16 protein-coding genes are annotated in these 20,868 nt (G+C 62.4%); 2 read left to right on the top strand and 14 right to left on the bottom strand.

Annotated elements, in window-relative coordinates; genetic code table 11:
• Positions 1-96: 96 nt before the first annotated feature.
• Both CPA54_RS01440 and CPA54_RS01435 read right to left on the bottom strand, forming a co-directional pair.
• Entirely contained in the window at positions 97-1,272 is a 1,176-nt protein-coding gene (locus tag CPA54_RS01440) for a nicotinate phosphoribosyltransferase (RefSeq protein ID WP_086431121.1), read from the bottom strand.
• A 59-nt stretch (positions 1,273-1,331) separates the two neighbouring features.
• Positions 1,332-2,711 (bottom strand): class II 3-deoxy-7-phosphoheptulonate synthase, encoded by a 1,380-nt coding sequence (locus CPA54_RS01435; protein WP_043560743.1) that lies wholly within the window; start codon positions 2,709-2,711, stop codon positions 1,332-1,334.
• A gap of 286 nt (positions 2,712-2,997) precedes the next feature.
• Here CPA54_RS01435 and CPA54_RS01430 point away from each other — a divergent pair, with 286 nt between their 5' ends.
• Entirely contained in the window at positions 2,998-3,444 is a 447-nt protein-coding gene (locus CPA54_RS01430) for a hypothetical protein (protein WP_043560745.1), read from the top strand.
• Between the two features lie 76 nt (positions 3,445-3,520).
• Here the strand turns inward: CPA54_RS01430 and CPA54_RS01425 are convergent, their stop codons facing one another.
• The 3 genes from CPA54_RS01425 to CPA54_RS01415 all read right to left on the bottom strand — a co-directional run bounded on the left by CPA54_RS01425 (position 3,521) and on the right by CPA54_RS01415 (position 8,131).
• Positions 3,521-5,614, bottom strand: coding sequence for an FUSC family protein (locus CPA54_RS01425; RefSeq protein ID WP_086431122.1), 2,094 nt, complete (start codon positions 5,612-5,614; stop codon positions 3,521-3,523).
• A 28-nt stretch (positions 5,615-5,642) separates the two neighbouring features.
• Complete coding sequence (gene gorA / locus CPA54_RS01420) at positions 5,643-7,034, bottom strand: glutathione-disulfide reductase (RefSeq protein WP_249085412.1); 1,392 nt, start codon at positions 7,032-7,034, stop codon at positions 5,643-5,645.
• Between the two features lie 203 nt (positions 7,035-7,237).
• Positions 7,238-8,131: a ferredoxin--NADP reductase gene (locus tag CPA54_RS01415; RefSeq protein ID WP_081562988.1), complete on the bottom strand. Its 894-nt coding sequence runs from the start codon at positions 8,129-8,131 to the stop codon at positions 7,238-7,240.
• 194 nt (positions 8,132-8,325) lie between these two features.
• Between CPA54_RS01415 and CPA54_RS01410 the strand changes: the two genes are divergently transcribed.
• Complete coding sequence (locus CPA54_RS01410; protein WP_249085411.1) at positions 8,326-10,812, top strand: helicase-related protein; 2,487 nt, start codon at positions 8,326-8,328, stop codon at positions 10,810-10,812.
• Between the two features lie 69 nt (positions 10,813-10,881).
• On the opposite strand, the gene CPA54_RS01405 is transcribed toward CPA54_RS01410, so the two are convergent.
• The 9 genes from CPA54_RS01405 to CPA54_RS01365 all read right to left on the bottom strand — a co-directional run bounded on the left by CPA54_RS01405 (position 10,882) and on the right by CPA54_RS01365 (position 20,824).
• Positions 10,882-11,988, bottom strand: coding sequence for a hypothetical protein (locus CPA54_RS01405; protein ID WP_086431125.1), 1,107 nt, complete (start codon positions 11,986-11,988; stop codon positions 10,882-10,884).
• Positions 11,989-12,183: 195 nt separating this feature from the next.
• Positions 12,184-13,449 carry a serine--tRNA ligase gene (serS, locus tag CPA54_RS01400; RefSeq protein WP_086431126.1) on the bottom strand — a complete coding sequence of 422 codons (1,266 nt, stop codon included), beginning with the start codon at positions 13,447-13,449 and terminating at the stop codon, positions 12,184-12,186.
• 79 nt (positions 13,450-13,528) lie between these two features.
• The gene (tatC, locus tag CPA54_RS01395; protein WP_043561487.1) at positions 13,529-14,311 is read right to left on the bottom strand and encodes a twin-arginine translocase subunit TatC; all 783 of its coding nucleotides are present in this window, start codon (positions 14,309-14,311) and stop codon (positions 13,529-13,531) included.
• A 118-nt stretch (positions 14,312-14,429) separates the two neighbouring features.
• Positions 14,430-15,053, bottom strand: coding sequence for a Sec-independent protein translocase protein TatB (gene tatB / locus CPA54_RS01390; protein WP_052349119.1), 624 nt, complete (start codon positions 15,051-15,053; stop codon positions 14,430-14,432).
• 16 nt (positions 15,054-15,069) lie between these two features.
• On the bottom strand, positions 15,070-15,702 hold the full coding sequence (gene scpB / locus CPA54_RS01385) for an SMC-Scp complex subunit ScpB (RefSeq protein ID WP_249085410.1): 633 nt from the start codon (positions 15,700-15,702) through the stop codon (positions 15,070-15,072).
• Positions 15,695-16,456: a ScpA family protein gene (locus tag CPA54_RS01380; RefSeq protein WP_081562984.1), complete on the bottom strand. Its 762-nt coding sequence runs from the start codon at positions 16,454-16,456 to the stop codon at positions 15,695-15,697. The genes scpB and CPA54_RS01380 overlap by 8 nt, the downstream gene beginning before the upstream one ends.
• Positions 16,457-16,474: 18 nt before the next feature.
• Positions 16,475-17,653 (bottom strand): SPOR domain-containing protein, encoded by a 1,179-nt coding sequence (locus CPA54_RS01375; protein WP_249085409.1) that lies wholly within the window; start codon positions 17,651-17,653, stop codon positions 16,475-16,477.
• A gap of 3 nt (positions 17,654-17,656) precedes the next feature.
• Entirely contained in the window at positions 17,657-19,468 is a 1,812-nt protein-coding gene (gene argS / locus CPA54_RS01370; RefSeq protein WP_408902132.1) for an arginine--tRNA ligase, read from the bottom strand.
• A gap of 180 nt (positions 19,469-19,648) precedes the next feature.
• A complete protein-coding gene (locus tag CPA54_RS01365) occupies positions 19,649-20,824 on the bottom strand; it encodes a deoxyguanosinetriphosphate triphosphohydrolase (protein ID WP_249085408.1) in 1,176 nt (391 codons plus the stop codon).
• Between the last annotated feature and the right edge of the window lie 44 nt (positions 20,825-20,868).

Here is a 20,868-nt window from a genome sequence, read left to right as displayed (position 1 = left end):
CCTCTGCCTGCACGGCTTCCTCAGTACTCTGCCCGCTTTCTCCGCCCCGGATTCCATTGATGAAAGCCCGTCTGGCTTCTTTATCCTCGTCATTCATCATCCGGCCCTTTCCTGAATTTTCTGAAGAAGGAACTCACGCCCGATCTTCACCCTCGGCTCACCGTCGTAGGAAACAATATCAGCCGTGGCGTAGGTTTCTGACCAACGATCTGGCAGGAACGACCCCGTCCCCACAATGTCGATCGGTGCAGAAGCATCATGCATGGCCATGCATTTGGAAATACCGAACCCGGACGAAACGACAATTTTCACCTTCGGAAAACCTGCCTCATCCAACGCTTCCCGCATCCGCCAGATGGCGGCCGCAGAAACGCCCGTCCCTACCAGATAGCGTAGCTCCTTTTCCGACCGGTAGCGACGGATGGTGCCTGGCGTGTTCCGCTCCAGCACCTCATAGGAACGCTGCGGGTCCAGCCCTTCGAGGAAGCGCCCTCCGTGCGTGTCCAGCCGCACGCTCAACTCACCTGCGGCGGCCCTTTCCGGAAAGCGGCGACAGACTTCCAGCATGTCCGTCACTTCCTGCCCAAAATAGTCCACCAGCACAGTCAAAGGTTCATCAGGGAAACGCTCCACATACATTTCCGCCGCCCGCAGGGTAGACCCGGCATAACCGATGAAGGCATGAGGCATGGTCCCCAATCCACGCTCCTGCCCGAAAAAACGGGCCGTGGCATGGTTGGCATTGCCGATGAAGCCCACGGCCCCTTCCGCCTGTGCCGCCCGTGACCCCACGGCAGCAGCATAGGCCATCAGCTCCTGCATCTCACCACCGGCACAATGACGGGCATCCATCGCCAGAAAAGGCACCTTCGGCAGGGCAAGGGCCATCTGGTAGGCGTTATGAGCTGCCACGCAGGCAGCACCCGTCTTCTGGAGCAGCAACGTCTCCAACGGCGCCAGCGCAACAAGCGACCCTGTCAGATAGAAGAGCGGATCCCCTGCTCCGACCCATGTACCTTCTGGATGCACCTCCGTGATCCTGACGGAAAAACCCTGATGACGGGCGACATTCTGCACCCATTGCAGGGCCAGCCCATAGGCCGCCACGACTGGACGGCGGACGAACACGGCATAGGTGACCTCACAATCGCCAAACTGGCTGACGATGTCCCGCATCCGCAGGAAATAGGCATCCGTCCGTCCCTCGATCTGCGGCGCATCCAACGCCTCCTGCGGGCTGCAGGCCTGCTCGAGAGTCTGTTTCCAACTCATCACGCTGTCTCCCCTGACAGAACTGGGCCGATCCTGCGCTTACGGCCGGGCGGACACCTTCAGCGTTTTCCGAAAATACGCTTCAGCCGGTCTGAAAGCTGAAAGGCGATCTCCAGAGACTGCTCGGCATTCAGCCGCGGGTCACAGAATGTCGTGTACCGGGTCGGCAGATCGGCATCCGTCAGACACCGGGGACCACCCGTACATTCCGTCACGTCGCTGCCGGTCATCTCAAGATGAATGCCACCAGGCACCACACCGGCCTGCTCGAACACATCAAGGAAGCCCATGATCTCGTCCAGAACATGCTCGAAAGCACGGGTCTTGTATTTGTTGGACGACGTGGTGGTGTTGCCATGCATGGGGTCACATATCCATGTCACGGTCCGGCCTGTCCTGCGCACGGCCTCCAGCAGCGGGGGCAGGAGCTCACGCACCTTGCTGTGGCCCATGCGGGAAATGAGCGTGATGCGGCCTGCTTCATCCTGCGGATTAAGGATTTCCAGAAGTTTCTGAAGGTCCTCAATGGTCGTGGTCGGCCCGACCTTGATGCCGATCGGGTTGTCCACCCCACGCAGGAACTCCACATGCGCCCCCTCCGGCTGGCGGGTACGGTCGCCAATCCAGAGGAAATGGGCCGACAGGCCATAATGGCGGCCTGTCACCTCATCCACACGGGCCAGAGCCTGCTCATAAGGCAGGAGCAGGGCCTCATGAGAGGTATAGAACTCCACCTCATCGTAATGCGGGGCATTGTCCTCCACGCCACAGGCTTTCATGAAGGCCAGCGTATCCTCCACCTGGGAGGCCAGCTGTTCATAACGCTCACCCTGCGGGGAGTTGCGGACATAGTCCAGATTCCAGCGATGGATGTCATGCAGATTGGCAAACCCGCCCCGGGAATAGGCCCGCAGCAGGTTCAGCACGCCTGCCGCCTGAAAATAGCCCATCTCCATACGGGCCGGGTCCGGCCTGCGGGCCTCGGCAGTGAATTCCGGACTATTGACATTGTCACCACGGTAGCAGGGCAGCTCCACGCCATCCCGCTTCTCCACATCGGAAGAACGGGGCTTGGCATACTGCCCGGCCATGCGCCCGATCTTCACGACCGGAACCTTGGCGGAGAAGGTCAGGATGGCAGCCATCTGCAACAGGACACGGAACGTATCCCGGATGATGTCCCCGGTGAACTCCCCGAAACTTTCGGCACAAGGCCCTCCCTGAAGAACGAAGGCCTCCCCGCGGGAGGCAGCCGCCAGACGCTCTTTCAGACGGCGGGCCTCCCCGCCAAAAACGAGCGGCGGATAGCGATGCAGACGTTCTTCCACTGCGGCAAGGGCTGCCCCATCCTCATAGGTCGGGGCCTGACGGATCGGACGCAGGCGCCAGCTGGCCGGTGACCATTGTGTCGTGCTGCTGTGCCCGTCTGACTGCTGCATCTTGTTCTCCTGCGACAAGGGAAGCGACCCTGCTCATGGGATGGGCCGCCCGTAACGTAATGGTTGGAGCTGTCATTCCAGTGGGTGATTTTATGACCGAAATGCCCGCCGAATGGTAGAGCAGGCCGCAAAATATTCAACCCGGCTCCTTTCGCCCATGCGGCCATGCCATGACCGCCCTGCGGTTCCTTCATCATTTTACCCTGAAAAGGCTTGATCATCCCGCCGCCTGAAAGGATATATGGGGAAAGGAAGTACTTCCCATCTACGCAGGAACAGAACACACATGGCTTCGCCTTTTCATTCAGTCTCCAGATGCCTGACAGCCGTGACGGCTGCCCTCGGTCTTGCGGCTCTTGTTCCGGCTGCTATGCCGGGTGCCATGGCCCAGACGGTCCACTTCAGCACCCCCTATCAGGACAACCCCGCCACTACCTCCTCAAAACAGGCTGCCCAGCAGGCACAGAAAAACGCCGTGAAAGGTGGTGAGCACTTCCGTGCCCGGGGGCATCGTCCGCCGCCGCCGGGCTATCAGGATGTTCCCTCCACGGAGTTCGAAAATGGCCCGGACCCGGAGCACGAGGCCCATCTCCGCTCCAACCGTGATGCTGTCACGGGCAGCAATCTCGGCAAATTCGGCAGCTCCTATCAGGATACCAACCCCATCCAGAGTGGCCAGGTGGGTGACGCTACCGGCAATGGCTGGGTCGCCCCGCGCGGCAATGGTTTCTGAGGGGAAAAGCGACCTGTAAACGGTCAGCCCGCCCCCGGAAAAGCCCCGTCTCCCCGCTAGGAGACGGGGCTTTTTTTCATCCTGCCCCCAGTACCTGCCCTGCTGCGGCGCCATACCCCCTGAGAAAGAACGTCCGGCTTGTCTGATACTCAAAGCGGATGATCCTGAGGCAGCCTATCCCGGCAGCAAGGTCCCGCCGGCGGGACAGCCCTCTACTGCCATGGAAGACAGTTTCCAGATGGGCCTGTTCCTGCGTGAACTCTTCCACCGTCATCGGGTTGCTTTCCTGCCCCTGTTCAGTCAGATGGATGATGTCCCGGACCATATGCTCCCCGGCGGCCAGGGCACTTGGGGGCAGACGCCCGAGCGCAACAAGGTCCCGCAGGGTCAACAGGTTCCGCCCGACCGTCATGACGGCCAGCGTGCCACGAATCATGCTGTCAACCTCATCCTGCGGGATCTGGCCCGCAAAACGGATGATCTGCTCCATCCGCAGGGTTGTCTCGTTGGTCCAGAGCCGTTGGGTCTGGGCCCGTCCCCGCAGGGGCTCTTTCAGCTTCTGAATCTCCTTGACCAGCTGCCGCCGCAACTGTGCCCATGCCTGTGTCACGGAGAAAGGCAGAACCGTGCGGAACACCTGCACACCGCTCCACAAGGCAAGCAACAGGGCAAGCGACTGGTTGAACCATGTCACCTCATCCACCCTGGCCTGATTGTCCAGAGTTAGAACCCACGGAAAGAAATTGACATAGGACGCTGCAACCCCTGCCAGAGCGGGTATACGCAGTGCCAGCCCCCCGAGGAACATCAGCACGGCAACCGGTATGGCGAAAACGGCATAGTCCGACGTGATGGGCATGACCAGGAAAACCGGAATGATGCTGGCCAGTACGGAGCAGACAGCCCCATAGAAGAAATATTTGCTGATCAGGATCATGTTGTTCATGATTGCGAACCGGGCGCACACCACGCTGAGCAGGCTCATGTAAGCCCCCCCATAGGACCATGCCGTCACCTCCCAGACAAAGGCGCCGATCAATATGGCCACGGCAGCCCGGATGGCATTGATGGTTGCAAGCCGCCCATCCGCCTGACGTTTTATGCGATGGCGTTTCAGGGCGGGCAGTTTCCGCAGACCTGCATAGTGGGACTCCACCGCCGAGCGGAAATCAATGAGCATGATCTCCACCCCTACCCCAACAATACCCTGCTGGAGAGCATCCTCATCATCCCGGGAGAGGCAGCGTTCCAGCTCGTCATGATTTTCCTGGAGCATGGTTTCAAGCTGGCCCAGCCCAGCCATGACATGAGCCGTGTCCTGCCTGAGCAGGGCTGCGATGCCATCCAGCTCCCCGGCGACACGTTCCAGGCCGGCTGCCAGCCGGGCCGGTATGTGCGGTGCTGATGCAAGCCGGGAGCGGACCCCCACCCCACGGGCCAGCACGAAGGACACACGCTCCAGCGTCACATAGGCCTGATCCGCCTCTTCGCCTGCATGACGGGAATCAATACGGATGAATTCAAGCTGATCATTGAACCCCTGCAACGAGCCAAGAATGCGGGTCATCTCCGCCACACCCTTCTCGTCCTGACGCAGGATGAGGGCCAGAGCCGCGGCTGTCTGGCTGAGCAGGGCAGCCATACGCTGCTGGAGGTCCGTACGGGCCACCCGGTCTGCCCCCGGCACGGTGACCATTCCTGCCACCATTTCACACACCACACCCAGCAGGATGTAAGACCCGCGGGCCATGGCAATATAGAAGACCTGATCGGGATGTTCCGAAGCACCGACAGCAATGATGGCCCCGGTATAACCGGCCAGAACCATGGCATAACCCCGGAAATTCTCCAGCATGCAGGCCATGCCGGTACACCAGCCAACCCAGCCGGCCAGCAACACAAAGAAAATCCACGGATGCTGCGGGGCTACCGCTATCAGGCTGATGCCTCCCACCATGCCCAGCAGGGTTCCGGCAATGCGCCAGCGCCCTTTGGAAAGGCTCATCCCACGGGAATTCTGCGCCACGATCCAGACCGTCATGGCAGCCCACTGGGGCGATCCCATCTCCATCCAGAAGGCGATGGCAAGCGCCACAAGCGAGGCGATGGTCGTCCGCAGGGAGAACAGAACGGCACTCAGGGTATTCGGCTGTAACTTGAGCCAGTTCATGATCCGCCCTGTCCTCCTGCCTGCCCGTTCAGTGGCGGTCCACCAGACGGGTGGGCGTCCTCATCGTCACGAACTCCTCTGCCGTGCTGGGGTGCAGGGCCACGGTCTGGTCCAGCTGCTTCTTTGTCAGCTTCGCCGTCACGGCAATGGCCAGCATCTGGATGATCTCAGGAGCATCCGGCCCGACCATGTGGGCACCCAGCACCACATCACTGTGGCGGTCCACCACCAGCTTCATCAGTATCTTCCCCGCCCGTTTGGGCAGCGTCTGCCGCATGGGGGTGAAGCGGGACGTATAGATGGCAAGATCATGCGTTTTGGCTGCCTCTTCCTCGCTCATCCCCACGACACCCACGGGGGATGAGAAGAAGACGGCCTTCGGCAGGGTCTCGAAGGACCATGTCCGCCCCTGCGGATTGAAGAGCTGCTCGGCCAGCATGTGACCTTCCGCAATGGCAGTAGGGGTCAGGTTGTACTGATCCCTGACATCCCCGATGGCATAGATGGAGGGCACATTGGTCCTGCCATCCACCCCCGCCACGACATGTCCTTTCTCCACCGCCACACCTGCGGCATCCAGCCCCAGAGAATCCACGGCAGCCCGGCGCCCCGTAGCCATGATGACCGCATCGACCTCGTAAGAGGCCCCGTCATCCATCACCAGACGGACGGCCCTGCCGCCACCAATATCCTCCAGACGGACCGGCGAGGTGCCCGGATGCTGGGTGATGCCATGCAGGTCGATCAGCTCCCTGAGATGCGTACGGACTTCCTCATCAAATCCACGCAGTGGCAGGGGCTGGCGGTAGAACAGGTCCACCTGCGAGCCCATGCCCGCCAGAATCCCGGCGAATTCCACCCCGATATAACCGCCGCCAATGATGGCAACCCTCTGGGGCCGCTCGGGCAGATGGAACAGCTCATCAGAGGTGATGGCCAGCTCAGCACCCGGAATATCCAGCCGCACGGGGGTGGAGCCGGGTGCCAGCACGATCTTCCTGGCCCGGATGCGCTGGACCGGAGCCTCCGGTGCCAGAACGGACGGGCCGATCGCCAGCGTATTGGCATCCAGCAATCGGGCATCACCCGTGTAGAGGTCGATCCCGGCCTTCTCCAGCATGGAGACATAAATACCATTCAGCCGCTCGATTTCCCGGTCCTTGGCGGCAAGGAAGCCGTACCAGTCAAAGGAGGACGGGCGCTGCACATCCCAGCCGAACGCCGGGGCATCCTCGATCATCCGGCCCGTTTCGGCTGCATAGACCATCAGCTTCTTGGGAACACAGCCCAGATTGACACAGGTACCACCCCAATGTCTGCGCTCGGCAATACCCACACGGGCACCATTCTGGGCTGCAATGCGGGCGCAGCGCACCCCGCCCGACCCCGCACCGATCACAAAGAGATCATAATCCTGCATAACGTTCCTCCCACCTCTCCCCCTTCAGCCAGGGGAAACAGGCCCTGATTATCGCCACACCTGCATGACCCGTTTCCACCAGATAGCAGAACGGGCAGGCCCGAGGGGCTTCACCGATGCGTGAGGGGCCCCGCCACACATCGCCTACTCATACCCGCTCGAACCTGCCCGCTTACGGGTCCGCTGATTTTACAGCCTCGCCTTTACCGCTCGGCAAAAGCCTTTTCGACCACATAGGAGCCCTGACGGCTCATGTTGCCTTCCTCAAAGCCACGCTCTTCCAGCAGCTTCTGGGTATCGGCCAGCATCTCCGGGGACCCGCAGATCATCACGCGGTCATGCTCGGGGTCCAGCTCGTCAATGTTCAGGTCACGGAAGATGCGCCCGTTATTGATGAGGGCCGTGATGCGCTCCTGCACGGGGAACTCCTCACGGGTGACAGCCGGATAATATTTCAGCTTGGCGGCCACATCCTCACCGAGGAACTCATGTTTGGGCAGGATGTTCGTGATGTAATCACGATAGGCCAGCTCGCCACGCTCACGCACCGTATGGGTGAGGATCACGTTCTCATAACGGTCATAGGCGTCCGGGTCCTTGATGAGGCTCAGGAACGGCGCAAGACCCGTCCCGGTGGAGAGGAAATACAGATTGCGGCCCGGCTTCAGGTTGTCCAGCAGCAGGGTCCCCACCGGCTTGCGGCCGATCAGCACCGTGTCACCCACCTTGACGTGACGCAGGCGGGAGGTCAGCGGGCCATTCTCCACGGCAATGGAGAGGAACTCCATCTGGTCCTCATAGTTGGCGGAAGCAAGAGAATAGGCACGCAGCAGCGGCTTGCCCTCCACCTCGATGCCAATCATCGCAAACTGGCCGTTGGAGAAACGCAGGCCAGGGTCACGAGTCGTTGTAAAGCTGAAAAGGCGGTTCGTCCAGTGATGGACCTGCTGGACCTTGGCCGGATAGAGGTGACCATATTCCTTGGTCGGTTCGGCAAGGCGATACTGGCCCTCATGCCCTTCAAAGGGGACAAGGCCGGTCAACGGCTCATCAATCACGGGTGTGGGGGCGGATTCAGCGGGGTAAGGCGTGCTCATGATCCGTCGTCATCTCCAGAAATGCAAAAATCACATCATGTTCAGTCAACAGGGCACGGCACCACCCGGAGACCGGGGGCACCGACCGGCATGTTCGACAACATGCCTTTCTTTTACCCGATTGTCACCAGAAACGGGACGCCATGCCCCCTTTTCTCTTGACTTCCCGGCCCTGCCCTCCTGAAAACACCTGCATGACAGACAGTTCCCAGCCCCACGATCCCTCCTCCTTCACCCCCGCCTCCCCGGCAGAACGTGCCCTCGAACAGGCTGAATCTGCCTTTGGGGCGCACCTGGCCATCACCCCACGGGAACGGGCCTCCCTCCTGCGGCAGGTCGCCCGCCGGCTGGGAGCCGACAAGACGGAGATCAACGAGGCCGAGCTGCTCCATGCGCTCTGCCAGGTCCGCCGCCGCAGCTGGGCCAGTGGCATGATGAACCGTGCCCATCGCAACGGAGATGTCTGGGTCCGCAAGGCCGATGTCCTTCTGGCGGCCGAACGCATCAGCGATCCGCTGATTGACGAGAACGGCCAGAACGCCGTGCTGGAAAGCGTGCTGGAAGAACGCTGGCGGGACATGGCAGACACCCCCCTGCGGGTGCTGGACGACATGCGGGCGGACTTTGCCGATGTCGGCACCTTCCTCTCCGGCACGCAGATTGAACGGCTCTCCCACAGCATCGCCCGGGCCTTTGGTGGCGTGGACCTTGGCTTCGAGGATGAGATGATCCTTGAAGAGGAACGCCGGGCACGGGAGCAGGAAGATATCCGGGCCAGGGCCGAAGCCCGCCGGGCACGGGAACTCCAGAAGATCAGGGACTGGGAAGCCACCCTTGTCGGCTTCGAGAAGGTTCCCGCCCTGCTGCACTGCTCCCGCCGGGAAGCCCTGCGCTGGATCGCCGAGAACCGCATCCCCGTCGCCAAGCGGGACATGCAGCCGGACGGGCTGGAGATTTTCCATTTCGACCCGGCAGAGCTGAAAAAATGCCGCCCCCTGCTCAACAGCTGGCGACGTGGCACGGGCCAGAAGGAGAGTGACGGCTATGATGACAGCCCGCAGGCCCGCAAGGGCAATGCGGCCATCGCCCGTGTCGCCGCACTGGACCGCTTCGCCGCCCATTTCCGCACTGCCCGTGCGCTGAAACGCCGCATCACGCTGGTGACCGGCCCGACCAATTCCGGCAAGTCCCACACGGCACTGGAGGCCCTCGCCCAGGCAGAGAGCGGTCTGGCCCTCGCCCCCCTGCGGCTGCTGGCCCATGAATTCCGGGAAGCCATGCTCAGCCGGGGTGTTCCGGCTTCCCTGACAACCGGAGAAGAACGCATCATCGACCCCACGGCCCGCCATCTGGCCGCCACGGTGGAGATGTGCCCCTTCAGCACCCCTGTTGACGTGGCCATCATCGATGAGGCCCAGATGCTCAGCGACCCGGACCGGGGAGCGGCGTGGACGGCCGCCATCATGGGCGTTCCAGCACGGCACGTCTTCATCCTCGGAGCGGCGGACTGCATCCCGCTCGTCAAGCGCATTGCCGAACTCTGCAATGACCCGGTGGATGAGATCCATCTGGAGCGCAAAAGCCCGCTCCGCCCCGCCGGAACACTGGCCCTGACGGACCTGCGGGCCGGTGATGCCCTCATCGCCTTTTCCCGCCGGGACGTGCTGGACCTCCGGGCCGAACTGATGGCCCATAACCGCCGGGTCGCCGTCATCTATGGTGCCCTAAGCCCGGAAGTCCGCCGGGCCGAGGCCGCCCGTTTCAACCGGGGTGAAGCGGACATCCTCATCGCGACGGATGCCATCGGCATGGGCCTCAACCTCTCCATCCGCCGGGTGGTGTTCAGCACGCTGCGCAAATATGACGGACGGCAGACACGCAACCTTGTCTCGCAGGAAGTCAAACAGATCGGTGGACGGGCAGGCCGTTTCGGCAAGCATGAGGAAGGACTGGTCTGCGTGCTGGAAGGGGCAGGCCGCCCCAGCTTCATCCGCCAGATGCTGGACGCTCCGCCGGAACCCACGCTGGAACTCCGCCCCCTCGTCCAGCCCGATGCGGACATCGTGCAGGCCGTTGCGCAGGAAATGGGATCAGACAGCCTTTACGGCGTGCTGACCCGCATCAAGCGGGCCGTCCTCCGCCCTGATGACCCAAATTACCGTCTGGCCGACATGGAGCAGGCTCTGGAAATTGCCGCCGCACTGGAAGGCGTGGACGGGCTGGACCTCTCCACCCGCTGGACCTACGCCATGTGCCCGATCAACACACGGGACAACGGCATCCCCCGCCTTGTGGAATGGGCCGCCCTCCATGCCCGTGGGCAGCGCATCTTCCCCCCCGGCACGGGCCGCCTCCCCGCTGCGGCCACGGCCGGGCGGGAAGAGCTGGAACGGGCCGAGAAACGCCATCGTCGCCTTGTCACATGGCGGTGGCTGGCCATGCGCTTCCCGGAGAACTATCCGGAACTCATCGTTGCCGAACGCAATGCCGCCATTCTCGATGAATGGATCGAACAGGTTCTCCGCACCCAGAGCCGGATGCGTGAATCCTCCCGCCGTCACCAGGGCCGCCGGACTGGCCCTCCCGGGCGCCAGGAAAACCATGGTCGGCCCAAAGGGCCACGAGGCAAGGCTGGAGGCTTCGAGAAGAAAAAACCACACAAACGGCGCAGGAAGGAATAATCCACCACAAAAAACGGGCGGGCCTTTCACAAGGCACGCCCGTTCCTGTTTCAGGTCAGCCAGTCAGCCTCAGCGGCTGGGAATGGTGACCATGGCCCCCTTGGCAGACGCTGTCTCTGCAATGGCATGAATGAACTGGAGCATCGAAAAAGCCAGCTTGCTGGCCAGATCATCCTTGGCAATCCAGTACCATGATCCCTCATACTCGACGGAGGTATAAGCCTGCTCGTTGCTGGGTTTTTCCGGACTGCAATGAATGATGATGGCCGGCTGCGGTTCGTTCGGACCACGGACCACGGACGGAGCCGTGATCCCCTTGTCCACCATCTTTTTCGGCACTTCCATCGTGCTCGCAACGTCTTCCCAGATCGACAGCATGGAACGTGTCACCATCGCCACCTGGCCCGGATGATCCGCCGTACGGCCATAGATGACCTCGGCCTGTTCACAGCCCGGCGGAAGCTGGAGAGCCTGCCGCACCTGCCCCTGAAGCTCGGTAATCTCCGGCGCACTGCTGTGGGGCAGCAGGATGAAGGTCCGTTCTGGCTGAGCGGGTTGCGTCTTGGTTGCCGGTGTCGGCGCAATGCTCCGGATACTCAGCGCATTGCCTGCCTGGAGTTTCCGCAGTGCCCGCAGCAGATAGGTGAAACGGATGGAAGCTTCCTTGCCTTCCGTCCCGGCAATCGTGCTGGTCGTGTTGCTGGCTGGACCGATGGACTGCATCGTCATCTGCAACAGCGTATCGACCGGCAGACCGCTGGAAATCAGCGGCAGAAGCGTCTGCGGTGAGATGGGCCGCAGGATGTTGACCGAGAACTGCATCCCGGAAACCGGCTGATACGTCACCGTCGGGCTGTCACTATAGGAATAGCCCAGCGAGCCGCCCAGTGTTCCCCCGGCACCCTGAATCCAGGGCGTACCGCTGATGTTCGCACTGGTATTCGTCTCTGCCGTATAGGCCGAGATGATCTGTGTCGGTTCGATCAATGTAGGTGACAGGGAATAGCGGAGCTGCACGATGTTGAAGAGCATCTCCTGATTCTGCTGCCGACTCATCTCCTTCTCATAATCCAGCCGGTCGCGCCGCATGTTGTGTGGCCCGATAGATGATGAGCAGGCAGACAGGGCCAATGTACCCACAGCAAAGGCACATCCCAGAGAACGAAGCAGTGTCATGAGTTATCCTGAAAAACAAAATATGCCAGAGCGTCCATGCCGCCTGCACATGATCAAGTCCACGACATCTATCACACGCCCCCCGCCACTGACCAGCAAGCAGGCTCATGACTCAATGGAAATATTTTTCAGGCCTCAAGCACCATCAGGCAATCATCCATATCCCAGCCGATACGGATGATCCCTCCTGCTTTTTCAGGCCCGGATGACGTCCAGACCACCCATGTAGGAACGCAGAACCTCCGGCACCCTGATGCTGCCATCTTCCTGCTGGTGGACTTCCATCAGGGCGATCATGACCCGGCCCACAGCAAGGCCGGAGCCGTTGAGGGTATGGACGAAAACCGTCGTCTTCTCCCGGCGCATCCGGGCATTCATGCGGCGGGCCTGAAAGTCCCTCGTGTTGGAGCAGGACGACACCTCACGCCATGCCTGCTGCCCCGGCAGCCAAGCTTCCAGATCGTACGTCTTTGCCGCACCAAAGCCCGTATCCCCGGCACAGAGCAGCACCCGGCGGAAGGGCAGGCCCAGCCTTTCCAACACCGTTTCGGCAGCACGGGTCATGCGCTCATGCTCCGCCTCGCTCTCCTCTGGTGCCACAACGGACACAAGCTCACATTTGGTAAACTGATGCTGACGGAGCATCCCCCGCACGTCCCGCCCTGCCGACCCGGCCTCGGACCGGAAACAGGTGGAAAGGGTCGTCATGCGGCGTGGCAGGCTCTCGGCGGGCAGGATGTCCCCCATGACGGAGGCCGTCAGCGGCACTTCACCGGTCGGGATCAGCCAGCGGCCATCATCGGTATGGAAGGAATCCTCGGCAAATTTCGGCAGCTTGTCCGTGCCATACATGGCTGCATCATTGACGAGCAGAGGGACAGTCACTTCCTCATAACCGAATTCACCCGTATGGGTATCCAGCATGAACTGCCCCAGTGCCCGCTCCAGCCGGGCCAGGGCGCCCCGCAGCATCACGAAGCGGGACCCGGCAATTTTTCCCGCGGAGGGGAAGTCCATCATGCCCAGAGCCTCGCCCAGCTCGAAATGCTGCTTCGCCTCGAAAGCGAAGGACGGCACCTCCCCCCGCTGATGCACGACCACATTGTCGTTTTCATCCCGGCCATCAGGCACGTTTGCATCCAGCTGATTCGGCAGCTGCTGGAGCACATCATCGATACGCTTCTGTATCTCATTGGCACGGGCTTCCAGCGTGGCGATCTGGTCCCGCAGGGCGGCACCACGGGCCTCGATCCCGGCCGTATCCTCACCTTTGCGCTTGGCCTGTCCGATTTCCTTGGCCAGCCCTTTTCTCTGTCCCTGTGCCTCCTGCAACTCGGCCAGGGCGGCACGGCGCTGCTCATCCTCCTTCACGAGGGATTCAGCCACGGCGGGCAGGCCACGACGGGCAAGGGCGGCATCAAAAGCGGCGGGGTCTGCACGTAGGGCTTTGAGGTCATGCATGGGTCGGGATACTCCGCTGGGTCTCTACAACTGTCAGGGTCTGTCTATACCAGTTTCCCCTGCCGGGGAAATATCGCCTTCAGGCGGCGTCCCCACGCTCGGGCAGGGCCTCATCATCGTCATCGGCCGTAACCGGCTTCGGCTCGACCATGCGGGCGGCAAGGATGGACACCTCGTACAGCCCGACCAGCGGTATGGCCAGCCCAAGCATGGTGATGGCATCCGGCGGGGCGATGACCGCCGCAATGGCGAAGGCACCTACATAGGCATAACGGCGGATGCGCCGCAGCAGGGCCGTACCCACCAGTCCGGCCCGGACCAGAAGGGTCAGCACCACAGGCAGCTCGAAACAGATGCCAAAGGCCATGATCATCTTCGTGACCAGATTCAGATATTCCGACACGCGGGCCTGAAGTTCAATCCCCATCTGGTTCTCACCACCAAGCTGCTGGAAGGACAGGAAGAACTTCCACGCAAACGGAAAGACCAGATAATAGGCCAGCGCCGCCCCGGCCAGAAACAGCAGCGGCGTGGCGATCAGGAACGGGGCGAAGGCTTTCTTCTCATTGCGGTACAGGCCCGGCGCAATGAATATCCATGCCTGGATGGCCATCATGGGAAAAGACAGGAAGAACGCCCCGAATACGGCCACACGCACATAGGTGAAGAAAGCCTCATACAGGGCGGTATAGATGAGATGCGGCTGCTCGCCCTTCTGCCGCATGATGCTGGCCAGAGGCGCCGCCAGAAACCGGTATATCTCACCGGAAAAATGATAGCAGACGAGAAAGGCCACCACAAAGGTTGCCAGAGACCAGATGAGCCGCCGCCGCAGTTCCATCAGATGATCAAGCAGGGGCATGGGCGTATCACCGGCCACGCTGCGCTCCTGCGCCTGCCCTGGCCCCGTTCCGCCCCCCGGCGCCCCAGCAGGCTGCTCCACCTGCTGGGCGGGTGTCCGTGCCGTATCACCGGATGTCTCAGGCTGAACCATGCTGCGGCTCTCCTTTCATGCTCTCAGAGGGCTGGGCTGCTGTCAGGATGGCCGCACGACGACCATTATGCAGGGCAATCTCCGGCGGAAGAAATGCCGGACGGTGCCAATAACGGGATTCCTCGATCAACCGCAGGGCTGTTGTCGGAGGAAGGATGGCCGGGGCACGCTCCAGCGCTTCTGCCTGTGCCTGCATACGGGCGTTATGAGGCTGGGCGGGGGGAACATGGGACCGGGAGCCCCCCAACTCCTCACTGCCCGGTGCGGGCGGTGGTGGAGGTGGTGGTGGTGGCGGTGGAGGCGCCATGGGCATCCCTTCCTGCCGCCCAACATCCAGCTGCCTGTCCAGCGAGCGGTCCGGGTCAATGGCCCTGCGCAGCTGCTCCCGTGGGCTGAACTGCCTGATCTCCCGCAGCTGGTCCCTCGCCTCGCTGAGATCCGCCTCCTTGACCATCTCATCAATATGCTGCTGGAACTCTGCCCCCAACCGACGGATGCCCTTTATGGCTCTGGACAGGGTCCGCATGGCTACCGGAAGGTCCTTGGGGCCGATGCAGACGAGGGCCACGATCACCAGAAGGGCAATTTCTGTCCAGCTCAGGTCGAACATCGGTGGCCATCTCCCCTCATGAAGGCTGTATGGTGTCTTCTAGCCCAGTTCCCGCCCCATCGGAAGAAGGCTCGAAAAGCAATTCCTCCCTACGGGGCAGGTCTGCAAGGCTTGCAAGGCCAAACAGTTTCAGAAACTGGGGCGTCGTTCCCCACAGTACGGGACGGCCCGGTACCTCCTTGCGACCCTTGGGCGTGATCAGCCCTTCCTCCAGCAATGTATCAAGAATGCTCTGCCCCAGCCGGACCCCGCGGATCGTCTCGATCTCCACCCGGGTGCAGGGCTGGTGATAGGCCACGATGGCCAGAGCCTCCAGTGTCCCCTGGCTCAGCCGTCTCGGCCGCTCGATCACCCGTGCCAGAGCCGGGCCGAACATGGCTCTCGTCCGAAACTGCCAGCCACCGGAAATGGCCTGAAGCTCCACCGCATGGCCCCTGTACCGCTGGGCTACCCCATCCAGCACGGCACCCGGACTGTCGGCCTGTGCCTCCAGCCCCTGCTCCCGCAGAAGCCCCACAATGCTGCTGGCCGTCACCAGCCCTGCACTGGCAAAAAGCAGAGCCTCCACGAGGCTTACAGCTCTGGCAAACTCATCCTGCCCGGCCATGTCCGGCGGGAGCTCCTGAAAGGCTGGCCCTCTCTCATTCATGCCCGGTCTCCTCTCTTTCCCGCCATTCAATAGTGCCGAAGGCCCTGTCCTGCCGCAGCTCCAGCCTGCCGCCACGAGCCATTTCCAGCCCGGCCATCAGGGCACCGGCCAAAGCAGCCCGCTTCTCCAGCGCTCCACCTTCCATCAGCTCTGGCAGAACATCTGTCAGGGACTGCCAGCCTGCCACCCGCCTGCGCCCCAGCAGGCGGGCCAGAGCCTCCCGCGCCTGCTGGGCACTCCAGTACCGTGCCACACGGGGGGAATAGGTCCGCTTGCGCCCTCCCCGCCGCCGTGCCGCCAGATAGGCCAGAACAAGGGACGGCACATCCCCCTTCAGCGGTGCCATTTCAATCCGTGTGTGATTTTCCGCCTCGGCCCGGGCGAAAACATCCCGTCCCAGCCGTGGCTGTTCCTCCAGCCAGGCGGCCGCCCGGTGCATCTGCTCCAGGTCGATCAACCGCTCATGCAGCTGGCCCGCAGCATCCTCCGCTTCATCATCCTGCTCGGCCGAGGGCAGAAGAAGGCGGGACTTCAGCCACGCCAGCCAGGCCGCCATGACGAGCCAGTCCGCCGCAATTTCCAGCCGCAGGGCCGCCGCCCCCTGCCGGGCCCGCTCCACAACCTCCAGATACTGCTCACTGAGCTGGAGAATGGAAATCTGCTGGAGGTCCACCTTCTGGGAACGTGCAAGGTCAAGCAGAAGGTCCAGCGGTCCCTCGAATCCCTCCAGCACGAGATGCAATGCGTCACTCACTGGCTGATGCTGCCACGATCAGTTCGTCGCCACGGCGCAGGCCTGTGCCTGTGCATGCAGCCGGACACAGAGCTGGCGTGCCGCCGCCCTGTCTTCGAACCCGCCTATGCGCAGCCGAATGAAGGTTTTCCCGTCCCGTTCCACCTTCCGGTAGACCGGATCATACCCTCCCAGAAGGTCGGGCAGCCTGTGGCGCAGGCGGCTCCATTCCTGCCGGGCCTGATCCTCACTGGCCAGAGCAGCAAGCTGGACCTCATACCGCCCTGCCGCACCTGTTTCAGCAACCTTTCTGCGGGGTCCCTCAGAAGACACCATCGGGGTGGCAGGCTTTGCCCGGGCGGGTACAGGCGGCGGCAACGCCTCATCAGACACATCATCCCCAGCAGCCTTGCGGGCCGGCGGTGTCTTCCGCTTTGGCGTCTCCACCCTGCTGCTGGCCTCATCCGGGCTGTTGTCCGCCTCATCGGCCTCATCCCCAGCATCGGATGATGGCTCGCGCTTCTTCGGTGCGGAGACTGTGGCTGAGGACGCCCCCTTATCCGCCACATCTCCCTTTGCCGTCTGATCCGCCGTATCATCTGGCGGCAGGGACGTGCTCTGGATGTCCCCGCCCTGGGTCACGCCACCTTTTCCAGCATCCGCGTCCCCTCCGGGGGCAGCCACCTGTTTCCCGGGCGACACTGCATCCCCTGCCGGTCCGCTATTGGCAGACGCTACCTTCTGGGCCGCTTCTCCCGCCCCAGGCCCGGAGGCGGACGGTGCCAGACGACCGGCCAGCATGCTGGCATCCGGCTGTTCAGGCGGGGGAGCCAGATGCACGGCTCCACGACCGGTCACATCGCTCTTCGTGGTGTCATCACCCATGACCATCATGCCACCCGGATCAGCCGGACGATCCTTCACAGGGTAAGGTGGCGGACCGATGACCGGAACACCAGACGGATGATGGCTGGCCATCCAGCTCCAGACCCCACCAATCCCCAGCAGCAGCGCAGCCCCGATCACGCCAAGCAGCATCAATCCCCGTGTGCCGGACTGCCCCCCCATGAGCGACGCCAGCAGGCCTGACCTTACCTCGGCCCGTTCTCCCCGAGATTCATCAGGGCGACTGCGGGGCGGCCTGCGGCTTCCTCCCCCCAGGCGGTCATCAGCCTGAGGGGGCGCTATGTCGTTATGGTGATCGTCCGGCATGGACATGGTTCAGCGCAGCTCCTCTACGGCTTCGACACCAAGGATGCCAAGGCCGATCCGCAATGTTGAGGCAATGGCGGCCACGAGGGCCAGCCGGGCCTTGCTGGCCTCCGGTGCATCATCCTGGATGAAACGCAGGCTGGTTTCCTCACGCCCCCGGTTCCAGAGCGCATGGAAGTCCGATGCCAGATCAATGCAGTATGTGGCGATGCGGTGAGGCTCCCGGGCAAGGGCGGCGGCCTCGACCTGCCGTGGCAGGCTGGCGATGCGGCGCAGGACGGCCAGCTCCTCATCCGCCGTCAGGATGGACAGGTCCTGCCCGGCGAGCGCCTCGTCCGTCACGGCGGCGGCACCATAGGTTTCTTCTCCCAACCGCAGGACGGACCGGCAGCGTGCATGGGCATAGTTGACGTAGAAGACCGGGTTGTCCCGGGTCTGCGCCACGACGGCGTTCAGGTCGAACTCCATCTGCGCATCGGCCTTGCGGGTCAGCATGGTGAAGCGCACAGCATCCCGGCCCACCTCATCAATCAGATCCCGCAGCGTGACGAAGGTCCCGGCCCGCTTGGACATGCGCACCGGCTCACCGTCCTTCACCACACGGACGATCTGGCACATGACGACCTCAAAATCCGTCTTCCCTTCCGTCAGGGCGGCGACGGCAGCCCTCATGCGGGAGACATACCCGCCATGGTCAGCTCCCAGAACATCGATCAGCAGATCGGAGCGGGACGCCTTGCGGGCGTGATAGCCGACATCATTGGCGAAGTAGGTGTTGGACCCGTCAGACTTCCGCAGGGCACGGTCCTGATCGTCACCGAATTCGGTGGAACGGAACAGCGTCTGCGGGCGGGCTTCCCAGTCTTCCAGCTTCTTGCCCTTGGGGGGCTCCAACACGCCTTCGTAAAGCAGGCCACGCGTCTCAAGGCTGGCAATGGCGGCATCAACCTCGCCGCTCTTCAGCACTTCGGCCTCGCTGCTGAAAATCTCGTGATGGATACCCAGAGCGGCAAGGTCATCCCGGATCATGCCCATCATGTGCTCAAGGGCTTCCGCACGGACGGTCTCGAACCATGTGTCTACCGGGGCCACGCCACCATCGGCAGATGCGAGGGAGCGGCCATGCTTTTCGGCCAGCGCCTGCCCAACGGCAATGAGATACTCACCCTGATATTGCAGGCCGCTGGGTGCCAGCTCTCCGAATTCCTCGGCAGGAATATCCGTACCGATGGCCTGAAGGTAGCGCCAGTAGGCGGCCCATGTCAGGGCGATGACCTGTGCCCCGGCATCATTGACATAATACTCCCGTGTGACCCTGAAACCTGCCGCCTCCAGCAGGTTGGCCAGCGCATCCCCCACAACAGCACCACGGCAATGACCGACATGCATCGGGCCTGTCGGGTTGGCGGACACATATTCCACATTGGCACGACGCCCCGCCCCGAGGGAGGACCGCCCATAGGCGGCCCCACGCTTCAGCACGGCCCGGGCGACATCGTGGAACAGCTCCGGCTTCAGCGTCATGTTCACGAAGCCCGGACCGGCCATCTCCACATGGGCGATCTCCGGCAGGGCGGCCAGCTCGGCCACCAGCTCCCTGGCGATTTCGAACGGCTTGCGCTTTGCGGGCTTGGCGGCCAGCAGGGCGGCATTGGTGGCCATGTCCCCATGGGCGGCATCACGGGGAGGCGTGACCTCCACCCGGGCTGCGACATCGTCCGGCAGGTCTGGCAGAACGGCCTTGAGAGCTGTTACGACCTTCTCCCGCATGATGGCGAAAAGACAATCCGGGGATGATGCTGTCGGGGCAATGCCGGCCATATTCTGCAACTTTCTCTATCCAACCTGTCAAAATCCCCTGAAAGGGGGTCATGATCCACTACATGACAGGCCACCAGAACTGCCTGCCATCCTTGTTCCGTGCCACTATAAAAGCCACCGCCTCTTTTTGGAACAGCCCAGCAGGCACTCGCTGCCAGAACAGGCGATTCTTGCAACCTCTTACCCCAGAACGGACAGGTCCATCAGGCGGCGATGTTCCTCCATGGCGAAACGGTCTGTCATCCCGGCAATATAATCAGCCACGACACGACGTGCAGCAGCCTCGTTGCCTGCACGTCGCCGCTCCAGGGCCAGCTCCTGCCAGGGCGTGGGCAGAAGTTCCGGCTCTTCCCCCAGAATGGCACATATGTCGGCCAGAGCGATGCGGGCCTTGCGGGTCATCCGCCGGACACGCCAGTGGCGATACATCCGGGCGTGAAGGAATGTGCGGATTTCCTTGTTCCGGTCTGCCATTTCCGGAGAGAATTCGACGATGGCACGACCCGCATGGCGTACGTCATCGGCACTCTGCGGCTTCAGCTCATCCAGAACTTTCCGGCTCTGTTCAATCAGGTCGCTGACGAGCCGATTGATGACACGCCGGACCGTTTCATGACGGATACGCTGGTCACGGTCGAACGCTCCATGCCCTGACCAGTTCAGAGACCGGGCCTCCTCGAGGCAGGTTTTCAGCAGGGGAACCGCCTCGATGTCCTCAAAACTCAGAAGACCGGCTCGGAGGCCGTCATCAAGGTCATGCCCGTGATAGGCCACGTCGTCACAGATGGCGGCGATCTGCGCTTCCACGGAGGCATGGCTGGAGAGTTCCAGCGGGTAGCGCTCATCAAAACTGGCCAGCCACGGTGCAGGACGGCGGACAGGCCCGTGATGTTTCGCCAGCCCCTCCAGCGTTTCCCATGTCAGGTTGAGGCCGTCGAAACCATGATAGCGGGCCTCGATCTCGGTGACCTGCCGGAGGGACTGGATATTGTGGTCGAACCCGCCCCAGTCCTTCATGGCGGCCTGCAACGCATCCTCACCGGCATGACCGAAAGGCGTATGGCCAAGGTCATGCGCCAGGGCGATCACCTCCGCAAGGTCCTCGTTGACACCGAGTGTCCGGGCAATGGAACGGGAAATCTGGGCAACTTCCAGCGAATGGGTCAGGCGGGTACGGAAGAAATCCCCCTCGTGATTGAGGAAGACCTGCGTCTTGTACTGCAGCTGACGGAAACCGGATGAATGAAGCACCCTGTCCCTGTCCCGCTGCCACGGCGTGCGGGTGCGGCTTTCCTCCTCGGCAAACTGACGCCCACGGGCACCCTGCCGCTGCACTGCGTATCTGGCCATTTCCATCTGCCATCCCCATATCCGAGCGGGCCGCACGAAGCATACAGCCT

The organism is Parasaccharibacter sp. TMW2.1890 (assembly GCF_023337645.1).
Taxonomy (GTDB): domain Bacteria; phylum Pseudomonadota; class Alphaproteobacteria; order Acetobacterales; family Acetobacteraceae; genus Bombella; species Bombella apis.
The sequence above is the reverse complement of the archived record's forward strand: the minus strand, read 5'-3'. Positions and strand labels throughout refer to the sequence as shown.

What these genes read in the sequence shown, in the direction of transcription:
- CPA54_RS01440 (WP_086431121.1), bottom strand. Translation starts at nt 1,272, where the DNA reads ATGAGTTGGAAACAGACTCTCGAGCAGGCCTGCAGCCCGCAGGAGGCG.
- CPA54_RS01435 (WP_043560743.1), bottom strand. Translation starts at nt 2,711, where the DNA reads ATGCAGCAGTCAGACGGGCACAGCAGCACGACACAATGGTCACCGGCC.
- CPA54_RS01430 (WP_043560745.1), top strand. Translation starts at nt 2,998, where the DNA reads ATGGCTTCGCCTTTTCATTCAGTCTCCAGATGCCTGACAGCCGTGACG.
- CPA54_RS01425 (WP_086431122.1), bottom strand. Translation starts at nt 5,614, where the DNA reads ATGAACTGGCTCAAGTTACAGCCGAATACCCTGAGTGCCGTTCTGTTC.
- gorA (WP_249085412.1), bottom strand. Translation starts at nt 7,034, where the DNA reads ATGCAGGATTATGATCTCTTTGTGATCGGTGCGGGGTCGGGCGGGGTG.
- CPA54_RS01415 (WP_081562988.1), bottom strand. Translation starts at nt 8,131, where the DNA reads ATGAGCACGCCTTACCCCGCTGAATCCGCCCCCACACCCGTGATTGAT.
- CPA54_RS01410 (WP_249085411.1), top strand. Translation starts at nt 8,326, where the DNA reads ATGACAGACAGTTCCCAGCCCCACGATCCCTCCTCCTTCACCCCCGCC.
- CPA54_RS01405 (WP_086431125.1), bottom strand. Translation starts at nt 11,988, where the DNA reads ATGACACTGCTTCGTTCTCTGGGATGTGCCTTTGCTGTGGGTACATTG.
- serS (WP_086431126.1), bottom strand. Translation starts at nt 13,449, where the DNA reads ATGCATGACCTCAAAGCCCTACGTGCAGACCCCGCCGCTTTTGATGCC.
- tatC (WP_043561487.1), bottom strand. Translation starts at nt 14,311, where the DNA reads ATGCCCCTGCTTGATCATCTGATGGAACTGCGGCGGCGGCTCATCTGG.
- tatB (WP_052349119.1), bottom strand. Translation starts at nt 15,053, where the DNA reads ATGTTCGACCTGAGCTGGACAGAAATTGCCCTTCTGGTGATCGTGGCC.
- scpB (WP_249085410.1), bottom strand. Translation starts at nt 15,702, where the DNA reads ATGAATGAGAGAGGGCCAGCCTTTCAGGAGCTCCCGCCGGACATGGCC.
- CPA54_RS01375 (WP_249085409.1), bottom strand. Translation starts at nt 17,653, where the DNA reads ATGTCCATGCCGGACGATCACCATAACGACATAGCGCCCCCTCAGGCT.
- argS (WP_408902132.1), bottom strand. Translation starts at nt 19,468, where the DNA reads ATGGCCGGCATTGCCCCGACAGCATCATCCCCGGATTGTCTTTTCGCC.
- CPA54_RS01365 (WP_249085408.1), bottom strand. Translation starts at nt 20,824, where the DNA reads ATGGAAATGGCCAGATACGCAGTGCAGCGGCAGGGTGCCCGTGGGCGT.